This is a genomic window from Pararhizobium polonicum, assembly GCF_001687365.1.
GTDB classification, from domain to species: Bacteria; Pseudomonadota; Alphaproteobacteria; order Rhizobiales; family Rhizobiaceae; genus Pararhizobium; species Pararhizobium polonicum.
The window spans coordinates 520,994-538,805 of the sequence record NZ_LGLV01000005.1 but is presented as its reverse complement, the minus strand read 5'-3'; the positions used below and the strand labels follow the sequence as shown (position 1 = coordinate 538,805).

The window sequence follows — 17,812 nt, the reverse complement described above, 5'->3', positions numbered from 1 at the left end:
GCAATTGGATGCAGGTAAAGCAAAATGGCGGGCATTGAACACAAGCAGGTCGAATCCGACGAAGCGGGCATGCGGCTCGATCGCTGGTTCAAGGTGCACTATCCGGGTCTGGGCTTCGGTCCGCTGCAGAAGCTGCTGCGCTCCGGCCAGGTCCGCGTCGACGGCGGCCGGGTCAAATCGGATGCGCGCATCCAGCCGGGCCAGGTCATCCGCATTCCGCCGATGGAAGTCGATCCCAAGGAAAAGACCGGCCCGATCGCCGGGCGCGACCTGCGCCACGCGTCGGACCACGAACTCTTGTCGCGCATGCTTTTGCATGAAGACGCCAAGGTGATCGTTCTCAACAAGCCGGCCGGCATCGCCGTTCAGGGCGGCTCGGGCATCAACCGCCATATCGACGAAATGCTCGAAGCCTGGACCAGCCCCAAAGGTGAAAAGCCGCGTCTGGTGCACCGGCTGGACCGGGACACCTCCGGCGTGCTGGTCATCGCCCGCACCCGCGGCGCAGCGCAGAAGCTGACCGCCGCCTTCCGCGAACGCGACACCAAGAAGACCTATTGGGCGCTGGTCAAGGGCGTGCCGCGCAAGCGCGAAGACAAGATCTCGTCCTGGCTGGTCAAGGAACAGACCCCCGACGGCGACCGCATGCGGATCGGCAAGCATGGCGACGATGGCGCCGACCACGCCATTTCCTATTACCGGATCATCGAGCAGGCCGGCCAGAATTTCACCTGGCTGGAGATGGAGCCCTATACCGGCCGGACCCACCAGCTGCGCGTTCATGCCGCCCATATCGGCCATCCGATCATCGGAGACCCGAAATATTTCGAGGCCGAACACAACTGGTCCTTCCCGGGCGGCATGCAGAACAAGCTGCACCTGCACGCCCGCCGCATCGATATTCCCCATCCGGACGGCGGACGGCTCGTCGTCACCGCGCCGATGCCACAGCATATGATCCAAAGCTGGAACCTGATCGGTTTCGACATGGCCAGCGCCGAGGAAGCCGACGACTGATGAAACTTGCTCTTTTCGATTGCGACGGCACGCTCGTCGACAGCGCCGGGCTGATCCATGAAGTCATGGCCCGCACCTTCGAGGATTTCGGTCTGGTCCGCGTCACGCTCGACGCCACCAAAAGCATTATCGGCCTGACGCTCGATATCGCCATCGCCCGGCTGATGCACCAGCCGCATGTCGATGACCGTGCCCAGGCCATGACCGCGCATTACAAGAAAATCTATGGCGGCATCCGCGCCGAGATGAACTTTCGCGAACCGCTGTTTCCCGGCATCGCGTCGCTGATGTCGGCACTTTCCACCCGTGACGAACTGCTCCTGGGTGCCGTAACGGGAAAGTCGCGGCGCGGGCTTGATCAGATCTGTGCAAGCCACGGGTATGAAAAGACATTCTTCGTTTCAAGGACAGCGGACGACTGCCCTTCGAAGCCGCATCCGGCCATGGTAACGGAATGCTGCTCGGAAGCCGGGATCGACCCGAAGGACACCGTGGTCATCGGTGACGCCATCTATGACATGCAGATGGCCAAGAGCGCCGGTGCATCCGCGATCGGCGTTGCCTGGGGCTATGCCTCCGTTCCCGAGCTCATCGAGGCCGGAGCGGATTACATCGCCCGCAGCCCGCATGATATTCTGGACTGGATGGAGACACATCATGCCTGATATTCGCGACGATCTGTCTGCTGCTCTCAGCGACCCGGATCCCGTGCGCCGCGCGCAGATCCAGATGCACAAGCCGTTGCCGAAGCGGTTTTATACGACCGTCAGCATCGGTCCGGCGGAAGACGGCGGCCATGCGATCCTACTCGACGGCAGGACCGTTCGTACGCCGGCAAAACAGGCGCTGACCGTGCCGACCCAAGCCGCCGCCGCGCTGCTTGCCGCCGAATGGGATGCGCAGAAGGAAAGCATCGATCCGGCGACAATGCCGGTCACCCGGCTGGCCAATACGGCAATCGATGGTGTCTCAAAGGACATCCGCGCCGTGTTCGACGATATCCTGAGCTTTGCCGGAACCGATCTCCTGTGCTACCGCGCCAGCGAGCCGGAAGGCCTGGTCGTCCGGCAGTCGGAACGCTGGGACCCGGTGATCACCTGGGCGGCGGAGACGCTCGGTGCGCGCTTCATCCTCGTGGAGGGCGTCGTGCATCAGGAGCAGCCGCGTGCGGCCATCAACGGCGTTGCCGAGGCGCTGCGCGCCTATGCCACGCCGCTTGGCCTTGCCTGCCTGCATACGATCACCACCCTCACCGGCTCTGCCCTGCTCGCCATTGCCTTTGCCGAAAAGCAGCTTTCGGGCGAAGAGGCCTGGGCGCTCGCCCATCTCGACGAGGACTGGCAGATCGAGCATTGGGGCACAGACGACGAAGCCTTCCAGCGCCGCGAAAATCGCTGGCGGGAAATGCAGGCCGCAACGGCGACCCTCGACGCCCTGCGCTGAACCGGATCATCCCGAACAGGTGACGGCATCCAAAAACGCACCGCGCGGTTACCTGCGCGGTGCGTTTTTCTTTTGAGATACCAGAATGGTCAGGCGGTCAGCTTCAAACCGGCAATGCCGGCGATGATCAGCGCGATGCAGCCGAGGCGCACCGCGGTCGCCGGTTCGGCGAAGAGAATGATGCCGAGGATGACGGTTCCGACCGTGCCGATACCCGTCCAGATCGCATAGGCCGTGCCGAGCGGCAGGGTGCGGACCGCAATCCCGAGAAGAACGACGCTCGCCACGATCGACGCGCCGGTCAAAACCGTCGGAACCAGCTTGGTGAAGCCTTCGGTATATTTGAGGCCGATCGCCCAGCCGATTTCGAGAAGTCCCGCGAGAAACAGAATAATCCAGGCCATGATTTAACTCCTTCGATGGAGCGAGGCCGTCCCCGCGGATGTTCGGGTGCCGGATGATAAGTCCCGGTCCCGTGCAGCCGTCTGCATCCCTATTCTATGCCATCCCGATTTTGCGGTGACAAGAGCCTGCCATGCATGGCTGATATACACGTTGCGGTCGAGCAGCCTAGAAGCATTCTTAAAGCTGGCGGAACAGGTCGCCAAGCATGCGCTTACCACAGCGAACCATCTTATTTCGCCTGCTTGCGCTCCCGCTTCAGCCGCTGCCAGAACTCCAGCCGCTTCAACGTCTCGCGCTCGAAGCCCCGCTCCTGCGGCTGATAGAATCGTGTGTCCTTGCTGCGCAGCTCTTCGGGAAAGAATTCCTGTCCGGAATAGGCATCCGGATAATCATGATCGTATTTGTAGCCCTCGTGATAGCCGAGTTCCTTCATCAGCTTTGTCGGCGCATTGAGGATGCTTTTGGGCGGGGGGATGGAGCCGGTCTGCCGCGCCATTTCCAGTGCTGCGTCGAAGGAACGGTAGCTGGCATTGGATTTCGGGGCGGTGGCGACATAGACGATCGCCTGTGCGATAAACAGCCGGCCTTCCGGCCAGCCGATCCGCTCGAACGCGCTCCAAGCCGCAATCACCTGCGGCAGGGCATTGGGGTCCGCCATGCCGACATCTTCGCTGGCCACGCAGGAAAGACGCCGGAACAACGTCATCGGATCTTCGCCCGCATCGACCATTCTCGCGCCCCAGTACAGGGCCGCATCGACATCGCTGCCCCGCAGGCTCTTGTGAAAGCAGCTCAGCAGATTGTAATGGCCGTCCTGCGCCTTGTCGTAGACCGGCATTCTCTTCTGCAGCGCTTTCGACAGGCGCCCGATATCGAGATCTTCGGCTTCATCCAGCGAAAAGACATCGTCGGCCAATCCGACCAGATAGCGCCCGTCGCCATCCGCCATGTTGATCAGGGCGGTGCGCGCATCGGCGGTCAGCGGCAGCCGCTTTCCGACGAAGTTCTCGACCCGTGCCAGCAGCAATTCCGAGGAAGCGGCATCGAAGGGATTCAATGTGAAAACCTTCAGTCGGGACAACAAGGCCGCGACCAGGCTGAAACTCGGGTTTTCCGTCGTCGCGCCGATCAGAATCACCGATCCGTTTTCGACATGCGGCAACAGCGCATCCTGGGTGCTCCGGTTGAACCGGTGCAACTCGTCGACGAAGAGGATGGTCTGCCGGCCGATGGTGCGGTTGCTTTTGGCCGTGTCGAAGACCTTGCGCAGATCGGCAATGCCCGACATGACGGCGGACAGCTGCACGAATTCCATTTTCGCCGACTTTGCCACCAGCCGCGCGATCGTGGTCTTCCCGACGCCCGGCGGTCCCCACAGGATGAACGACCCGACCGTGCCGCCGGACACCATGCGGGCAATCGGCCCATTCTCGCCCAGAAGGTGATCCTGGCCGATCACCTCCTCCAGCGTTTCCGGACGCAGCGCGTCCGCCAGCGGTCGGTGTGTGGTCTCATCGAATAGCGTCACAGCCAGCTCCTCCGCTGCGAAAGGCCGGTCGCAGCAAGACTGTCATCGATTCGGCCATGTCCTTTTGATTGAGATGAGACTAGCAGATCGATCATCGGAAGAATTGGCGAATACGCTGGCCGTCGCGTTCGATCTCGACGCGCCACAGCGATGGATTGTCCTTGGCGATTGCCTCCAGCGTCGTGGACTTGTCGATCGGCGTGCCGTTGACCGCAATGATGATATCCTTCGGCTGGAAGCCAACCCGGGCGGCGGGAGAACCGCGGTTGATCTGGGTGATGACCACGCCCTGCGACGCGGTCGACATATGCAGCTCATCCGCCAGGCGGGGCGAAAGATTGCCGACCACGGCGCCGGAAAAGGGCGTGCGCCCTTCGATCAGCCGCTCATCACGCGGCGAGGTTTCCGGTGCCTCCGCCAGCGTCAGTTCGATATCGCGGTTCTTGCCGTTGTCGATCACCGTCACCTTGGCGACATGGCCGATGCCGACGGTGGTCAGGCGGTATCCCAGCGCATCGGGATGCTCCACCGGGATGCCGTTGACGGCGGTAATCACCTGGCCCGGCTTCATGCCGGCCTTCTCGGCCGGTCCACCCTCGATGACGGAGCTTACCAATGCGCCGCGCGCGCGGTCGAGCCCGAGCGCGTCGGCAACTTCGGATGTCACCGGCTCGAAGCTGGCGCCGATGAAGGGTCGCGTGAAGCTGCCATTGCCACCCTCGGCCGATGCCACGAAGACCTTGACGAGATTGGCGGGGATCGCAAAGCCGACGCCGTTCGAGCCGCCGCCGCGCGAAAAGATCGCGGTGTTGATGCCGATCAGCTGGCCGTTCATATCGATCAGGCCGCCGCCGGAATTGCCGGGATTGATCGCCGCGTCGGTCTGGATGAAGAAGCCGAAATCGCCGGAAATGACCTGGTTGCGGGCAAGCGCCGAGACGATGCCGCTGGTCACCGTCTGGCCGACGCCGAAGGGATTGCCGATCGCCAGCACGAGGTCACCGACCTCGACCGCGTCGGAATCGCCAAGCGGAATCGTATCGAAGGGACCATCGGATTTGATTTTAAGCACGGCGAGATCCAGCCGTTCATCCTTGAGCATGACCGTGCTCTCGAACTCGCGTCCATCGGCCAGCGCGATCTTGATGTCGTCGGCATCGGCGATGACATGATTGTTGGTCACCACGATGCCGTTCTTGCCGACGATGACACCGGAGCCGAGCGAGGACTGCTTTTCGGACCGATTGGGCATGCGCTGGCCGAAGAACTGCTCGAAGAACGGATCGTCGGCGAGAGGAGAACGGTTCTGGACGGTCTTTTCGGCATAGACGTTGACCACGGCATTCGCCGTCTGCTTGACCAGCGGCGCGAAGGACAGCTGCATCTCCGTCTTGCTCTGTGGCAGCGCTTTCGGCGTCTGTGCCTGTGCCACGACTGCGCCGGTCTTGATATTTTCCACGCCGTCGGACGGCTGGCTTTCGGCAAATCCGAAATGCACGGCGCCGGCAAAGAGCGTCAGCCCAAGCATGGTGGAGAGAACGAGAATACGGGGGGAACGGATCATGCGGGGCATCCTGCCGAAAGGGGTCGTTGGGTTAGACAGATAGGATGTCAGGCATAAAAAGCAAAGACGGCGGAACCGTGAAAACACGATCGGCCATGCCCAAACGCAAAACAGCCGGGCTTTTGGCCCGGCTGTTTCTCTCTTCCGAAAAATCGGAAAATTAAGCGGCTTCCGCAGCTTCTGCTTCGGCGGCAACGCGTGCGATGTCCTTGGCGCCCTTGGCCGAGGTGTCGCGGTCGACGAATTCAATAACGGCGAGAGCCGCATTGTCGCCGTGACGGAAGCCGGCCTTCATGATGCGAAGGTAGCCGCCGTTGCGGGTTGCGTAACGCGTTGCGATGGCATCGAACAGCTTGGCAACGACAGCAACGTCGCGGATCTGCGAGATGGCCTGACGACGGGCATGAAGGTCACCCTTCTTGCCGAGCGTGACGAGCTTCTCGACGATCGGACGGATTTCCTTTGCCTTCGGCAAGGTCGTTACGATCTGCTCATGTTCGATGAGCGAAGCAGCCATATTGGCAAACATTGCCTTGCGATGGCTTGCAGTTCTATTCAGCTTGCGGCCGGCTACACCATGGCGCATTGCTATTCTCCTTTAAATGCAGGTGCCCTTTTCGTTGTCTGGGCCTGCCGTTTCCTGGCACATACAGGCTTCCTCGCGGAGCCTGCTGTTTGACGGGGAAAGGCAGAGGGTTAACCTGCCTTTTTAATTGTTAATACTGGTCTTCGTAACGCTTGGCGAGATCTTCGATGTTCTCGGGCGGCCATGCCGGTACTTCCATACCGAGGTGCAGGCCCATGGAAGCGAGAACTTCCTTGATTTCGTTCAGCGACTTGCGGCCAAAGTTCGGAGTGCGAAGCATTTCGGCTTCGGTCTTCTGAATGAGGTCGCCGATATAGACGATGTTGTCGTTCTTCAGGCAGTTGGCCGAACGGACGGAAAGTTCCAGTTCGTCGACCTTCTTGAGCAGTGCCGGGTTGAACGCCAGTTCGGTAACGGCTTCTTCTTCGGCTTCCTTCTGCGGTTCGTCGAAGTTGACGAAAACGCCGAGCTGGTCCTGAAGGATGCGGGCCGCAAAAGCGACTGCATCTTCACCGGTGACCGAACCATCGGTCTCGATCTGCATCGACAGCTTGTCGTAGTCGAGAACCTGGCCTTCACGGGTGTTTTCCACCTTGTAGGACACTTTCTTGACCGGCGAATACAGACTGTCGACCGGGATGAGGCCGATCGGTGCATCTTCCGAACGGTTGCGGTCAGCAGGAACGTAGCCCTTGCCGTTGTTGACGGTGAATTCCATGCGGATTTCAGCGCCCTCGTCGAGGGTGCAGATCACATGGTTCGGGTTGAGGATTTCGATATCGCCAACCGTCTGGATGTCACCGGCGGTTACAACGCCCGGACCCTGCTTGCGCACAACCATGCGCTTTGCGTCGTCGCCATCCATCTTGATGGCGATTTCCTTGATGTTGAGCACGATGTCCGTCACGTCTTCCCGCACACCCGGGATCGAGGAGAACTCGTGCAGAACGCCGTCGATCTGCACTGCGGTGACCGCAGCGCCGCGAAGCGACGACAGAAGAACGCGGCGAAGCGCGTTGCCGAGGGTCAGGCCAAAGCCACGCTCCAGCGGCTCGGCAACAAGGCTAACCTTGGTGCGGCCGGTAGAGGAGAACTCAACCTTATTCGGCTTGATCAGTTCCTGCCAGTTTTTCTGAATCATATGTTTTGCCTTCCGTTCGTTGCCACCATCCAATCGTGGCAACCGAGCCTTGAAGCGCCGGCAAGGTTACCCCTCGCCGGCTGGATGAATGCGTATGCTTAAACGCGGCGCTTCTTGCGCGGGCGGCAACCGTTGTGCGGGATCGGGGTCACGTCACGGATCGAGGTGATCATGAAGCCGGCAGCCTGCAGGGCGCGCAGAGCCGATTCACGACCGGAACCCGGGCCGCAAACTTCGACTTCGAGCGTCTTCATGCCGTGTTCCTGGGCCTTCTTGGCCGCATCTTCAGCAGCCATCTGGGCTGCGAACGGGGTCGACTTACGCGAGCCCTTGAAGCCCTTCGAACCAGCCGAAGACCAGGCAATCGCGTTGCCCTGTGCGTCGGTGATGGTGATCATCGTGTTGTTGAACGACGAGTTGACGTGCGCGACGCCCGTGGAAATGTTTTTCCGCTCGCGACGGCGAACGCGTGTGGCTTCCTTGGCCATGGTATACCTTTCGTTGATCTCTGCACCGCCGTAGTACCAGCGGCTCCACCGGGAAGAGGAAAAACCCCTGCCCTGAATTTTCAGTCATACGCGGACGGATAAACCCGGACCGCGCGGCGATATCGTCACTGCCGTAGTTCCAGCAGCTCCACCGGAGGGGCGCGATGCGCCCTTCCGAAACCACAAAAGAGGCCGGCGCCGAGCGCCAGCCTCTGCATTCCCCATTTCAGGGAAATTACTTCTTCTTGCCTGCAATCGCCTTTGCCGGGCCCTTGCGGGTGCGGGCATTGGTGTGCGTGCGCTGACCGCGAACCGGCAGCGAGCGGCGATGACGCAGACCGCGGTAGCAGCCCAGATCCATCAGACGCTTGATGTTCATCGAGGTCTCGCGACGCAGGTCGCCTTCAACCTGATAATCGCGGTCGATGGTTTCGCGGATCTGAAGAACTTCAGCATCCGTCAATTGGTGCACACGACGTTCAGCCGGGATACCGACCTTTTCGACGATTTCCTGTGCGAACTTCGCTCCAATCCCGTGAATGTAGCGAAGCGCGATTACTACGCGCTTGCTCGTCGGGATGTTGACGCCAGCGATACGTGCCACGCCTGTTCTCCTTGCTTCCAGTTGCCATCCGGCAATAGGTGCTTCGTTATTCAGCCCTTGAAAGAGCCGACTGTGAAAGTTCTGTTCGGAACACGTCAAAAGAATCGCGCCCGGACTTCGTCTTTGAAATCCGCGCCGATCCCTTGCATGTTGCGAGTTAGCGCGGTCTTTGAAGGAATCGACCGCAAAAGTCAACTCCCCGGCCGTCCTTTTTCAAGAACTGACCTTATTCAAGCGTCGGCCGAAGCCGATGCCAGGATTGCGTTGATTTCGGATGTTACGGTTTCCACCGAGGCCATTCCATCAACCGTCTTCAGCTCGCCCGTTGCCGCGTAGTGCTGCGACAGAGGCGCCGTCTTTTCCCGATACTCGACAAGACGCTTCTTGAAGGCTTCCGGATTGTCGTCGGAGCGCACCGTGCCGCCAGCGGCAATGGTTTCTGCTACGCGATTCTCGATGCGCCGTACAAGCGCATCTTCATCGACTTTCAACTCGATGACCGAATCGAGCCGCAACCCCTTGCCGGCGAGCATCTTGCCCAGGGCAACGGCCTGCGGAACCGTGCGCGGATAACCGTCGAGGATAAACCCCTTGGCACAGTCGGCCGAATCGATCCGATCCGAGACGATCTCGTTGACGATCTCGTCCGAAACCAGCTGGCCGGCATCCATGACAGCCTTGGCGCGCTTGCCGACGTCGCTCTGAACAGCAACGGCGGCCCGCAGCATATCGCCTGTGGAAAGCTGCGGAATACCGTATTTCTCCGTCAGCAGCTTGGCCTGTGTACCCTTGCCAGCTCCCGGCGGTCCTAAAAATATCAGTCTCATCGGCCCCTCTTCCCTCCACGCAGCTTTGATTTCTTGATCAGCCCCTCATACTGCTGGGCAATCAGGTGACCCTGTACCTGTGCTACAGTATCAAGGGTCACGCTGACAACAATCAAAAGCGATGTACCACCAAGGTAGAATGGCACACCGGTCTGCGCGATCATGACTTCAGGCAGAATGCAGACGAACATCAGGTAGATTGCGCCGATCACGGTGATGCGGGTCAGCACGTAGTCAATGTATTCGGCGGTGCGCTCGCCCGGGCGAATGCCGAGGATGAAGCCGCCATGCTTCTTCAGATTGTCGGCCGTATCCTTCGGATTGAAGACGATCGCCGTATAGAAGAAGGCAAAGAACGCAATCATGCCGCCATAGAGCACCATGTAGAGCGGCTGGCCATGGCCGAGCGCAGTCACGATGGTCGTGGCCCAGGCCGGCATCGATGCGCTGTTGGCAAAGCCTGCGAGCGTTGCCGGCAGAAGCAGCAGCGACGATGCAAAGATCGCGGGGATGACGCCGGCAGTGTTGAGCTTCAGCGGCAGATGCGAGGTGTCGCCCTGGAACATCTTGTTGCCGACCTGACGCTTCGGATACTGGATCAGAAGCCGCCTCTGGGCACGCTCGACGAAGACGATCAGCGCGATGACCGCGACGACCATGACGATGATGGCCAGAATCAGCGGAGTCGACAGAGCGCCGGTGCGGCCAAGTTCCAGCGTTCCGGCCAGAGCCGTCGGCAGATGCGCGACGATGCCGGCGAAGATGATCAGCGAGATACCGTTGCCGATGCCGCGCGAGGTGATCTGCTCGCCGAGCCACATCAGGAACATCGTGCCGCCGAGAAGCGAAATCACCGTCGAGATGCGGAAGAACCAGCCCGGATCTCCCACCAGGCCATTGCCGCTCTCAAGACCGACCGCGATGCCATAGGCCTGCAGCGTGCCGAGCAGCACCGTGCCGTAGCGGGTGTACTGGTTGATGACCTTGCGGCCCTGTTCGCCTTCCTTCTTCAACTGCTCGAGCGACGGAACCACGGAGGTCATCAGCTGAACGATGATGGAGGCGGAAATGTAAGGCATGATGCCGAGCGCGAAGATCGCCATACGCGAGACGGCGCCGCCCGAAAACATGTTGAAAAGACCGAGAATGCCGCCGCTCTGCCCGGCAAATGCCTGGGCGAAGGCTTCCGGATTGAGGCCTGGCAGCGGGATATAGGTGCCGAGGCGATAAACCAGGAGGGCGCCCAGGGTGAACCAGAGGCGCCGTTTCAGATCTTCCGCTTTTGCGAAAGTCGCAAAATTCAGGTTGGAGGCGAGCTGTTCCGCTGCAGAAGCCATGCAATTCTCCGCGTAGCCAGTTCGAAACCCGCGGGGACAAAACCCGGTCAGATCCGGAAAAAGCTATCTTCTTTTTATGAAAACCGGTTTGGAAACGACTGCATCTGCAATCAAGCGCCTCACCGTGGTTCCCGTTCAATATTCTGCGCCGGACAAATCCGGCCGCGCAATCCGCCCATGAATCATATGGACCGTCAGGCTCTCATATGGGAGCAAAACCGCCCGGTGTGAAGCACCCCGGGCGGTTCATCAGCAACAATTATTCAGCAGCGCCCGAAAGCAGCTTGATCGAACCGCCAGCCTTTTCGATCTTTTCGATCGCAGGCTTGGAAGCGCCGGCAACTTCGATCGTTACCTTTGCCTTCAGTTCACCGTCGGCCAGAACGCGAACGCCGTCCTTGGCGCGGCGGATAACGCCGGCAGCCGTCAGGGCAGCCGCATCGATAGCCTTGGAAGCGTCAAGCTTCTTGGCGTCGATGGCGGTCTGGATGCGGCCGAGCGACACGACAACAAAATCCGAACGGAAGATGTTGTTGAAGCCGCGCTTCGGCAGACGGCGGTAGATTGGCATCTGGCCGCCTTCGAAGCCGTTGATGGCAACGCCCGAACGAGCCTTCTGACCCTTGACACCGCGGCCGGCAGTCTTGCCGGATCCGGAGCCGATACCACGGCCGAGACGCTTGCGGTTCTTGGTCGAACCTTCGTTGTCTTTGATTTCATTCAGTTTCATGATGGTATCCCCCTCACTTCTCGTCGACGACGCGAACGAGGTGCTGGACGGCCCGGATCATGCCACGAACGGAAGGGGTATCTTCCAGCGTGCTAACCCGGTGCATCTTGTTGAGACCGAGACCGATCAGCGTTGCGCGCTGTACGGCCGGGCGGCGAATGGGGCTACCGATCTGTTCGACCGTAACCGTCTTCTGTGCAACTTCTTTCTTAGCCATTGTTTTCAAGCTCCCTTATTCTTCGGAAGCAACGCCGGCGGATACGCGGCGGCCCTGCAGAGTGGCATACTTCATGCCGCGCTGAGCTGCGATATCCTTCGGGTGCATCTGGCTTTTCAGAGCGTCGAACGTGGCGCGAATCATGTTGTACGGATTCGACGAACCGGTCGACTTCGCAACGACGTCATGCATGCCGAGCGTTTCGAAAACGGCGCGCATCGGACCACCGGCGATGATACCGGTACCGGCCTTGGCGGCACGCAGCAGAACCTTGCCTGCGCCGTGACGGCCATGAACGTCGTGATGAAGCGTGCGGCCAGAGCGCAGCGGAACGAAGATCAGTTCGCGCTTGGCAGCCTCGGTTGCCTTGCGGATGGCTTCCGGCACTTCACGTGCCTTGCCATGACCGAAGCCAACGCGGCCCTTCTGGTCGCCGACGACGACGAGAGCAGCAAAGCCGAAACGACGGCCGCCCTTGACGACTTTTGCGACGCGGTTGATTGCTACGAGCTTGTCAACGAATTCGCTGTCGCGCTCCTCGCGGTTCTGGCGATCGTCGCGAGAACCTCTTTTTTCTTGTGCCATTGTCCTTTTCCTTTTTCTTTTCCGGGTGCAATCGGCAGATTGACAAAAAGTCGCCCCGCCCCTTTCAGGGAGCGGAAGCGACGCGCTTATAAAAGCGTTTCGATGATCCGTCCAGACATGTCCGGACAGATATCATCAGAAGTTCAGGCCACCCTCGCGGGCTGCCTCGGCGAGCGCCTTGACGCGGCCGTGATAGATGAAGGCGCCACGGTCAAAGACAACGTCCTTGACACCAGCCTTCGAGGCGCGCTCTGCGAGGAGCTTGCCAACGGCAGCAGCTGCTGCCGTGTCAGCGCCCGTCTTCAAAGACGAACGCAGATCCGTGTCGAGTGTCGAGGCAGACGCAACGGTCTTGCCAGCAACATCATCGATAACCTGTGCGTAGATGTTCTTCGACGAGCGATGAACGGACAGGCGCAGACGGCCATTGGCCACTGCCTTGACTTGACGGCGCACGCGGCTGGCGCGGCGCACAAGTGTATCTTTCCTTGTAGCCATTTCGCGTGATCCTTACTTCTTCTTGCCTTCTTTGCGGATGATCCGCTCGCCGGCGTACTTGACGCCCTTGCCCTTGTAGGGCTCGGGACCACGGTATTCGCGGATTTCCGCGGCAACCTGGCCGACCTGCTGCTTGTTGATGCCGGTGACGACGATTTCCGTCGGCTTCGGCACAGCAATCGAAATGCCTTCCGGAGTCTGGTAGACCACGTCGTGGCTGAAGCCGAGCGCCAGCTGCAGGTTCTTGCCCTGAAGCGACGCGCGATAACCGACGCCGTTGATTTCGAGCTTGCGCTCGTAGCCGTCCTTGACGCCCTTGAAGATGTTTTCGATCATCGTGCGGGACATGCCCCACTTCGACCGTGCATCCTTGGACTGGTCAACCGGGGTCACCGACACCGCGTTGTTGTCTTCCAGCTTCACGACGACTTCGTCGTTAGCAACGAAGAAGAGTTCGCCTTTCGGGCCCTTTGCAGTCACCGTCTGGCCACTAACCGTGGCCGTGACACCTGCAGGAACCGGAACGGGCTTTTTACCGATACGAGACATATTTATAACCTGTCTGTCCGTTATGGAGATCACTGCTACCGTATTAGAATACGGAGCAGAGAACCTCGCCACCAACGTTCTGTTCGCGTGCCTGATGATCGGCCATCACACCCTTCGGAGTCGAAAGGATAGTGATACCGAGACCGTTCGCGACCTGCGGAATGGACTTGACCGAGACATAAACTCGGCGGCCCGGCTTGGATACGCGGCCGATCTCACGGATCACCGACGCACCTTCGTAGTATTTCAGTTCGATATTGATCTCGGCCTTGCCGTTACCAAATTCGGTTTCCGAATAACCGCGGATGTAGCCTTCAGCCTGAAGGACATCCAGAACGCGTGCGCGCAGCTTGGAAGCCGGAGTGGAAACACTCGACTTGCGGCGTGCAGCACCGTTGCGGATACGGGTGAGCATATCGCCCAGCGGATCAGTCATTGCCATGTGCCCGTCTCCTTACCAGCTCGACTTAACAATGCCCGGCACCTTGCCGAAATTGCCAAGTTCACGAAGCGCAATACGCGACATCTTGAGTTTGCGATAATATGCGCGCGGGCGACCGGTCACTTCGCAACGGTTGCGAACGCGGGTCTTGGAACCGTCACGCGGCAGGCTCGCCAACTTCAAAGTTGCCTTGAAGCGCTCTTCGATCGGAAGAGACTGGTTCATGATGGTTGCCTTCAGGGCTGCGCGCTTGGACGCATCCTGGGCAACCGACTTACGGCGGCGATTGTTCTTTTCAATTGCGCTCGTCTTCGCCATTCAACTTAATCCTTCTGCTTGTCGTTACGGCTTACTGGCGAAACGGGAAGTTGAACTCTGTGAGCAGAGCGCGTGCTTCGTCGTCGTTGGTTGCCGTCGTGCAAACGATGATGTCCATGCCCCACATCTGATCAACCTTGTCGTAGTTGATCTCCGGGAACACAATGTGTTCCTTGACACCCATGGCGAAGTTGCCACGGCCGTCAAAGCTCTTCGGATTCAGGCCGCGGAAATCTCGAACGCGCGGAAGCGCGATGTTGATCAGGCGATCCAGGAATTCGTACATGCGAACGCCGCGCAGGGTAACCTTTGCGCCGATCGGCATGCCTTCGCGCAGCTTGAAGCCGGCGATGGAGGTGCGGGCCTTGGTGATGACCGGCTTCTGACCGGCAATCGCAGCCAGGTCAGCTGCAGCAACCGTCGGCTTCTTCGAATCAGCCGTCGATTCACCAACACCCATGTTGATCACGATCTTGTCGAGGCGCGGGATCTGCATGACGTTGGAGTAGGAGAACTTCTCCTGCATCGCCTTGCTGATACGCTCAACATAATCGACCTTGAGCCGGGGCTCGTACTTCTTGGTGTCAGCCATCGATCGACACTCCCGAACGCTTCGAAACGCGAACCTTCTTGTCGCCGTCGATCTTGAAACCGACGCGGGTCGGCTTGCCGTCCTTCGGATCGGCGATCGCGATGTTCGACAGATGAATCGACGCTTCCTTGTTGATGATACCGGCTTCCTGGGCCTGGGTCTGGCGCTGGTGACGCTTCACCATGTTAACGCCACGCACAACGGCCCGGTCTTCCTTCGGCAGCACCTGGAGAACTTCTCCAGAGCGACCCTTGTCCTTGCCGGTCAATACGACGACTTTGTCGCCCTTGCGAATCTTTTGCATCTCAATCGCTCCTTACAGCACTTCTGGAGCCAGCGAGATGATCTTCATGTGGTTCTTGGCGCGGAGTTCGCGCGGAACCGGTCCGAAGATACGGGTGCCGATCGGCTCTTTCTTGTTGTCGATAAGAACAGCTGCGTTGTTATCGAACCGGATGACGCTGCCGTCCGGACGACGGATGTCCTTGGCGGTGCGTACGACGACCGCCTTCATCACATCACCCTTCTTGACGCGGCCGCGCGGAATAGCTTCCTTGATCGAAACGACAATAATGTCGCCGACCGAAGCGTACTTGCGCTTGGAACCGCCCAGCACCTTGATGCACATGACACGACGTGCGCCGGAATTATCCGCCACGTCGAGGTTTGTTTGCATCTGAATCATGTCAGGTCGCCTTCTTGTTGTGACCGGACCGGTTGGGCCAACCTCATCAGATTGAGGGCCCCCTGTTCCAGCTTCTAAATTTCTGTTCTCGCGCGGGATCGATCGTTGCCAGGGTGGTTTCCTAAACAGGACCTTCCGTGCGCTCAAAGCAAAAGAACGCTCGTGTTCGAGCGTCCTTGCGCTGCTTCATACAGATTTTCTCAGCCGACGCAAGGGCCGGACGAGAAAGTCTTAAGAATTAGGCCTGAACGGAAACGACCGTCCAGGTCTTGTCCTTCGAGATCGGCGCGCATTCCTCGATGGAAACCTGATCGCCGACCTTGTACTGGTTGTTCTCGTCATGCGCCTTGTACTTCTTGGACCGACGAACGGTCTTCTGGAAGATCGGGTGCGCGAAACGACGCTCGACACGGACCACGACGGTCTTATCGTTCTTGTCGCTGACGACTGTGCCCTGCAGAATGCGTTTTGGCATATTCTTAGATCCTTAAGCCTTGGCTTCTGCCGCCTTCTGGCGGGCAATGGTTTTGACGCGCGCAATGTCCTTGCGGACTTCATTGATGCGCGACGACTTTTCGAGCTGGCCTGTGGCCTTCTGGAAGCGCAGGTTGAACTGCTCCTTCTTCAGCTTGGCAAGCTCTTCGTTGAGCTGATCGGCGCTGAGCGCGCGAACGGTATCGGCTTTCATGGGCTTTACTCCTTACTCTGCAATGCGCTGAACGAAGCGCGTCTTGACAGAGAGTTTCGCAGCACCAAGGCGAAGCGCCTCACGGGCGAGTTCTTCGCTGACGCCGTCGATTTCAAACATCATTCGGCCGGGCTTGACCTTGCAAGCCCAATACTCAACCGAACCCTTACCTTTACCCATGCGGACTTCGGTCGGCTTCGCCGTGACCGGTACGTCTGGGAATACGCGGATCCATACACGACCCGCACGCTTCATGTGACGCGTGATCGCGCGGCGAGCCGCCTCGATTTCACGTGCATTCACACGGTTCGGCTCCTGAGACTTCAGGCCGAATTCACCGAAAGCAAGGTCGGAACCGCCCTTGGCAACGCCCTTGATGCGTCCCTTGAACTGCTTGCGGTACTTAGTGCGCTTTGGCTGCAACATTTTTTTAATTCTCCGATATTAGCTGCCAGGAACGACTGTTACGCGTTTTCGCGACGACGGTTGTTGCTGCTGGGGCCCTGAGCATCGCTCTCGGACGCACGACGCTCGGAGGCCATCGGATCGTGTTCAAGGATTTCGCCCTTGAAGATCCAGACCTTGATGCCGCAAATACCAAAAGCGGTTTTGGCTTCAGCCACACCGTAGTCGATGTCGGCGCGAAGCGTGTGCAACGGCACGCGGCCTTCGCGGTACCATTCCGTACGGGCGATTTCAGCACCGCCGAGACGACCGCCGCAGGTGATCTTGATGCCTTCGGCGCCAAGACGCATTGCGGACTGAACAGCGCGCTTCATCGCACGGCGGAAAGCCACGCGGCGTTCGAGCTGCTGGGCGATCGACTGGGCGACGAGCGTCGAGTCGACTTCCGGCTTGCGCACTTCAACGATGTTGAGGTGCGTTTCCGACTTCGTCATCTCGGCAATCTTCTTGCGCAGCTTTTCGATGTCTGCGCCCTTCTTGCCGATGATGAGGCCCGGGCGAGCCGAGTGGATCGTAACGCGGCACTTCTTGTGCGGACGCTCGATGATCACCTTGGCGATACCGGCCTGCTTCAGCTCTTCCATGACGTAGGCACGGATCTTCAGGTCTTCGTGAAGAAGCTGACCGTACTCGGCGTTATCCGCGAACCAGCGGCTGTCCCAAGTGCGGTTGATGCCGAGGCGGAAGCCGACTGGATTGATCTTCTGACCCATTATGCGGCCTCCCCTTTGGCTTCGACTTCGCGAACAACGATCGTCAGATGCGCGAAAGGCTTTTCGATACGCGATGCACGGCCACGGCCACGAGCGTGGAAACGCTTCATGACGATGGACTTGCCGACGTAGGCTTCGGCGACGATCAGGCTGTCGACGTCGAGATCGTGGTTGTTTTCCGCGTTTGCGATCGCGGATTCCAACGTCTTCTTGACAGTGTCCGAGATCCGCTTGCGCGAGAACTCGAGTTCGGCCAGAGCCCGGTCGACCTTCTTGCCGCGGATCATCGCAGCTACCAGGTTGAGCTTCTGGGGGCTGACGCGGATCGTGCGCGCAATTGCCTGCGCCTCATTATCCTTCAGCCGGCGTTCGGCTTTTGCCTTGCCCATA

Annotated in this window: 27 protein-coding genes; 3 read left to right on the top strand and 24 right to left on the bottom strand. The window is 59.5% G+C overall.

Going from position 1 to position 17,812, the window contains the following annotated elements:
- Positions 1-24 precede the first annotated feature (24 nt).
- Genes ADU59_RS08540 through ADU59_RS08530 form a run of 3 tightly spaced genes read left to right on the top strand, consistent with a single transcriptional unit; the run spans position 25 to position 2,460 of the window.
- On the top strand, positions 25-1,017 hold the full coding sequence (locus ADU59_RS08540) for an RluA family pseudouridine synthase (RefSeq protein WP_068953576.1): 993 nt from the start codon (positions 25-27) through the stop codon (positions 1,015-1,017).
- Positions 1,017-1,682 carry an HAD-IA family hydrolase gene (locus tag ADU59_RS08535; RefSeq protein ID WP_068953574.1) on the top strand — a complete coding sequence of 222 codons (666 nt, stop codon included), beginning with the start codon at positions 1,017-1,019 and terminating at the stop codon, positions 1,680-1,682. Before ADU59_RS08540 ends, ADU59_RS08535 begins: the two co-directional genes overlap by 1 nt.
- Positions 1,675-2,460 carry an ATP12 family chaperone protein gene (locus ADU59_RS08530; protein ID WP_068953572.1) on the top strand — a complete coding sequence of 262 codons (786 nt, stop codon included), beginning with the start codon at positions 1,675-1,677 and terminating at the stop codon, positions 2,458-2,460. The genes ADU59_RS08535 and ADU59_RS08530 overlap by 8 nt, the downstream gene beginning before the upstream one ends.
- 89 nt (positions 2,461-2,549) lie before the next feature.
- Here ADU59_RS08530 and sugE read toward each other — a convergent pair whose 3' ends face one another.
- From sugE to rplV, 24 genes are all read right to left on the bottom strand, one after another.
- Positions 2,550-2,864, bottom strand: coding sequence for a quaternary ammonium compound efflux SMR transporter SugE (sugE, locus tag ADU59_RS08525; protein WP_068953570.1), 315 nt, complete (start codon positions 2,862-2,864; stop codon positions 2,550-2,552).
- Between the two features lie 230 nt (positions 2,865-3,094).
- On the bottom strand, positions 3,095-4,393 hold the full coding sequence (locus ADU59_RS08520; protein WP_244506366.1) for a replication-associated recombination protein A: 1,299 nt from the start codon (positions 4,391-4,393) through the stop codon (positions 3,095-3,097).
- 91 nt (positions 4,394-4,484) lie between these two features.
- The gene (locus tag ADU59_RS08515) at positions 4,485-5,777 is read right to left on the bottom strand and encodes a DegQ family serine endoprotease (RefSeq protein ID WP_244506373.1); all 1,293 of its coding nucleotides are present in this window, start codon (positions 5,775-5,777) and stop codon (positions 4,485-4,487) included.
- A 340-nt stretch (positions 5,778-6,117) separates the two neighbouring features.
- Positions 6,118-6,543: a 50S ribosomal protein L17 gene (rplQ, locus tag ADU59_RS08510; protein ID WP_068953566.1), complete on the bottom strand. Its 426-nt coding sequence runs from the start codon at positions 6,541-6,543 to the stop codon at positions 6,118-6,120.
- Between the two features lie 130 nt (positions 6,544-6,673).
- A complete protein-coding gene (locus tag ADU59_RS08505; RefSeq protein WP_060638418.1) occupies positions 6,674-7,684 on the bottom strand; it encodes a DNA-directed RNA polymerase subunit alpha in 1,011 nt (336 codons plus the stop codon).
- 98 nt (positions 7,685-7,782) lie between these two features.
- Entirely contained in the window at positions 7,783-8,172 is a 390-nt protein-coding gene (rpsK, locus tag ADU59_RS08500; protein ID WP_018328263.1) for a 30S ribosomal protein S11, read from the bottom strand.
- 235 nt (positions 8,173-8,407) lie between these two features.
- Complete coding sequence (gene rpsM, locus ADU59_RS08495) at positions 8,408-8,776, bottom strand: 30S ribosomal protein S13 (protein ID WP_037100637.1); 369 nt, start codon at positions 8,774-8,776, stop codon at positions 8,408-8,410.
- A gap of 230 nt (positions 8,777-9,006) precedes the next feature.
- Positions 9,007-9,603 (bottom strand): adenylate kinase, encoded by a 597-nt coding sequence (locus tag ADU59_RS08490; RefSeq protein WP_068953563.1) that lies wholly within the window; start codon positions 9,601-9,603, stop codon positions 9,007-9,009.
- On the bottom strand, positions 9,600-10,940 hold the full coding sequence (gene secY, locus ADU59_RS08485) for a preprotein translocase subunit SecY (RefSeq protein ID WP_068953561.1): 1,341 nt from the start codon (positions 10,938-10,940) through the stop codon (positions 9,600-9,602). The genes ADU59_RS08490 and secY overlap by 4 nt, the downstream gene beginning before the upstream one ends.
- A 259-nt stretch (positions 10,941-11,199) precedes the next feature.
- A complete protein-coding gene (gene rplO / locus ADU59_RS08480) occupies positions 11,200-11,670 on the bottom strand; it encodes a 50S ribosomal protein L15 (protein WP_068953559.1) in 471 nt (156 codons plus the stop codon).
- A gap of 13 nt (positions 11,671-11,683) precedes the next feature.
- Positions 11,684-11,887, bottom strand: a complete 204-nt coding sequence (gene rpmD, locus ADU59_RS08475; RefSeq protein ID WP_068953557.1) for a 50S ribosomal protein L30 — start codon at positions 11,885-11,887, stop codon at positions 11,684-11,686.
- A gap of 15 nt (positions 11,888-11,902) precedes the next feature.
- Positions 11,903-12,472, bottom strand: a complete 570-nt coding sequence (rpsE, locus tag ADU59_RS08470; protein ID WP_037169472.1) for a 30S ribosomal protein S5 — start codon at positions 12,470-12,472, stop codon at positions 11,903-11,905.
- Positions 12,473-12,607: 135 nt separating this feature from the next.
- Positions 12,608-12,970, bottom strand: coding sequence for a 50S ribosomal protein L18 (gene rplR / locus ADU59_RS08465; RefSeq protein WP_037169470.1), 363 nt, complete (start codon positions 12,968-12,970; stop codon positions 12,608-12,610).
- Between the two features lie 12 nt (positions 12,971-12,982).
- Positions 12,983-13,519 (bottom strand): 50S ribosomal protein L6, encoded by a 537-nt coding sequence (rplF, locus tag ADU59_RS08460; RefSeq protein ID WP_068953555.1) that lies wholly within the window; start codon positions 13,517-13,519, stop codon positions 12,983-12,985.
- 43 nt (positions 13,520-13,562) lie between these two features.
- Positions 13,563-13,961: a 30S ribosomal protein S8 gene (rpsH, locus tag ADU59_RS08455; protein WP_056335736.1), complete on the bottom strand. Its 399-nt coding sequence runs from the start codon at positions 13,959-13,961 to the stop codon at positions 13,563-13,565.
- A 12-nt stretch (positions 13,962-13,973) separates the two neighbouring features.
- Positions 13,974-14,279: a 30S ribosomal protein S14 gene (gene rpsN, locus ADU59_RS08450; RefSeq protein WP_037100611.1), complete on the bottom strand. Its 306-nt coding sequence runs from the start codon at positions 14,277-14,279 to the stop codon at positions 13,974-13,976.
- Positions 14,280-14,310: 31 nt separating this feature from the next.
- Positions 14,311-14,871, bottom strand: a complete 561-nt coding sequence (gene rplE / locus ADU59_RS08445) for a 50S ribosomal protein L5 (protein ID WP_068953553.1) — start codon at positions 14,869-14,871, stop codon at positions 14,311-14,313.
- The gene (gene rplX, locus ADU59_RS08440; protein ID WP_068953551.1) at positions 14,864-15,175 is read right to left on the bottom strand and encodes a 50S ribosomal protein L24; all 312 of its coding nucleotides are present in this window, start codon (positions 15,173-15,175) and stop codon (positions 14,864-14,866) included. Before rplX ends, rplE begins: the two co-directional genes overlap by 8 nt.
- A 12-nt stretch (positions 15,176-15,187) precedes the next feature.
- The gene (gene rplN, locus ADU59_RS08435) at positions 15,188-15,556 is read right to left on the bottom strand and encodes a 50S ribosomal protein L14 (RefSeq protein WP_018328276.1); all 369 of its coding nucleotides are present in this window, start codon (positions 15,554-15,556) and stop codon (positions 15,188-15,190) included.
- A 238-nt stretch (positions 15,557-15,794) separates the two neighbouring features.
- A complete protein-coding gene (gene rpsQ, locus ADU59_RS08430; protein ID WP_037100601.1) occupies positions 15,795-16,031 on the bottom strand; it encodes a 30S ribosomal protein S17 in 237 nt (78 codons plus the stop codon).
- A 12-nt stretch (positions 16,032-16,043) separates the two neighbouring features.
- The gene (rpmC, locus tag ADU59_RS08425) at positions 16,044-16,244 is read right to left on the bottom strand and encodes a 50S ribosomal protein L29 (RefSeq protein WP_037100598.1); all 201 of its coding nucleotides are present in this window, start codon (positions 16,242-16,244) and stop codon (positions 16,044-16,046) included.
- Between the two features lie 12 nt (positions 16,245-16,256).
- On the bottom strand, positions 16,257-16,670 hold the full coding sequence (gene rplP, locus ADU59_RS08420) for a 50S ribosomal protein L16 (RefSeq protein WP_018239489.1): 414 nt from the start codon (positions 16,668-16,670) through the stop codon (positions 16,257-16,259).
- A gap of 38 nt (positions 16,671-16,708) precedes the next feature.
- The gene (rpsC, locus tag ADU59_RS08415) at positions 16,709-17,422 is read right to left on the bottom strand and encodes a 30S ribosomal protein S3 (protein ID WP_068953550.1); all 714 of its coding nucleotides are present in this window, start codon (positions 17,420-17,422) and stop codon (positions 16,709-16,711) included.
- Positions 17,422-17,811, bottom strand: coding sequence for a 50S ribosomal protein L22 (gene rplV, locus ADU59_RS08410; protein WP_018328280.1), 390 nt, complete (start codon positions 17,809-17,811; stop codon positions 17,422-17,424). The genes rpsC and rplV overlap by 1 nt, the downstream gene beginning before the upstream one ends.
- Position 17,812 lies beyond the last annotated feature (1 nt).

Excerpts from the sequence above, each read along its gene's own strand:
- rpmD (WP_068953557.1), bottom strand. The coding sequence starts at position 11,887 with ATGGCTAAGAAAGAAGTTGCACAGAAGACGGTTACGGTCGAACAGATC.
- rplO (WP_068953559.1), bottom strand. The coding sequence starts at position 11,670 with ATGAAACTGAATGAAATCAAAGACAACGAAGGTTCGACCAAGAACCGC.
- rpsE (WP_037169472.1), bottom strand. The coding sequence starts at position 12,472 with ATGGCACAAGAAAAAAGAGGTTCTCGCGACGATCGCCAGAACCGCGAG.
- rpsK (WP_018328263.1), bottom strand. The coding sequence starts at position 8,172 with ATGGCCAAGGAAGCCACACGCGTTCGCCGTCGCGAGCGGAAAAACATT.
- ADU59_RS08535 (WP_068953574.1), top strand. The coding sequence starts at position 1,017 with ATGAAACTTGCTCTTTTCGATTGCGACGGCACGCTCGTCGACAGCGCC.
- rplV (WP_018328280.1), bottom strand. The coding sequence starts at position 17,811 with ATGGGCAAGGCAAAAGCCGAACGCCGGCTGAAGGATAATGAGGCGCAG.
- sugE (WP_068953570.1), bottom strand. The coding sequence starts at position 2,864 with ATGGCCTGGATTATTCTGTTTCTCGCGGGACTTCTCGAAATCGGCTGG.
- ADU59_RS08540 (WP_068953576.1), top strand. The coding sequence starts at position 25 with ATGGCGGGCATTGAACACAAGCAGGTCGAATCCGACGAAGCGGGCATG.
- rpsQ (WP_037100601.1), bottom strand. The coding sequence starts at position 16,031 with ATGCCAAAACGCATTCTGCAGGGCACAGTCGTCAGCGACAAGAACGAT.
- rplE (WP_068953553.1), bottom strand. The coding sequence starts at position 14,871 with ATGGCTGACACCAAGAAGTACGAGCCCCGGCTCAAGGTCGATTATGTT.
- ADU59_RS08505 (WP_060638418.1), bottom strand. The coding sequence starts at position 7,684 with ATGATTCAGAAAAACTGGCAGGAACTGATCAAGCCGAATAAGGTTGAG.
- ADU59_RS08515 (WP_244506373.1), bottom strand. The coding sequence starts at position 5,777 with ATGCAGCTGTCCTTCGCGCCGCTGGTCAAGCAGACGGCGAATGCCGTG.
- rpsC (WP_068953550.1), bottom strand. The coding sequence starts at position 17,422 with ATGGGTCAGAAGATCAATCCAGTCGGCTTCCGCCTCGGCATCAACCGC.
- rplN (WP_018328276.1), bottom strand. The coding sequence starts at position 15,556 with ATGATTCAGATGCAAACAAACCTCGACGTGGCGGATAATTCCGGCGCA.
- rplF (WP_068953555.1), bottom strand. The coding sequence starts at position 13,519 with ATGTCTCGTATCGGTAAAAAGCCCGTTCCGGTTCCTGCAGGTGTCACG.
- rplR (WP_037169470.1), bottom strand. The coding sequence starts at position 12,970 with ATGGCTACAAGGAAAGATACACTTGTGCGCCGCGCCAGCCGCGTGCGC.
- rpsN (WP_037100611.1), bottom strand. The coding sequence starts at position 14,279 with ATGGCGAAGACGAGCGCAATTGAAAAGAACAATCGCCGCCGTAAGTCG.
- ADU59_RS08490 (WP_068953563.1), bottom strand. The coding sequence starts at position 9,603 with ATGAGACTGATATTTTTAGGACCGCCGGGAGCTGGCAAGGGTACACAG.
- rplX (WP_068953551.1), bottom strand. The coding sequence starts at position 15,175 with ATGCAAAAGATTCGCAAGGGCGACAAAGTCGTCGTATTGACCGGCAAG.
- secY (WP_068953561.1), bottom strand. The coding sequence starts at position 10,940 with ATGGCTTCTGCAGCGGAACAGCTCGCCTCCAACCTGAATTTTGCGACT.
- ADU59_RS08530 (WP_068953572.1), top strand. The coding sequence starts at position 1,675 with ATGCCTGATATTCGCGACGATCTGTCTGCTGCTCTCAGCGACCCGGAT.
- rplQ (WP_068953566.1), bottom strand. The coding sequence starts at position 6,543 with ATGCGCCATGGTGTAGCCGGCCGCAAGCTGAATAGAACTGCAAGCCAT.
- rplP (WP_018239489.1), bottom strand. The coding sequence starts at position 16,670 with ATGTTGCAGCCAAAGCGCACTAAGTACCGCAAGCAGTTCAAGGGACGC.
- rpmC (WP_037100598.1), bottom strand. The coding sequence starts at position 16,244 with ATGAAAGCCGATACCGTTCGCGCGCTCAGCGCCGATCAGCTCAACGAA.
- rpsH (WP_056335736.1), bottom strand. The coding sequence starts at position 13,961 with ATGGCAATGACTGATCCGCTGGGCGATATGCTCACCCGTATCCGCAAC.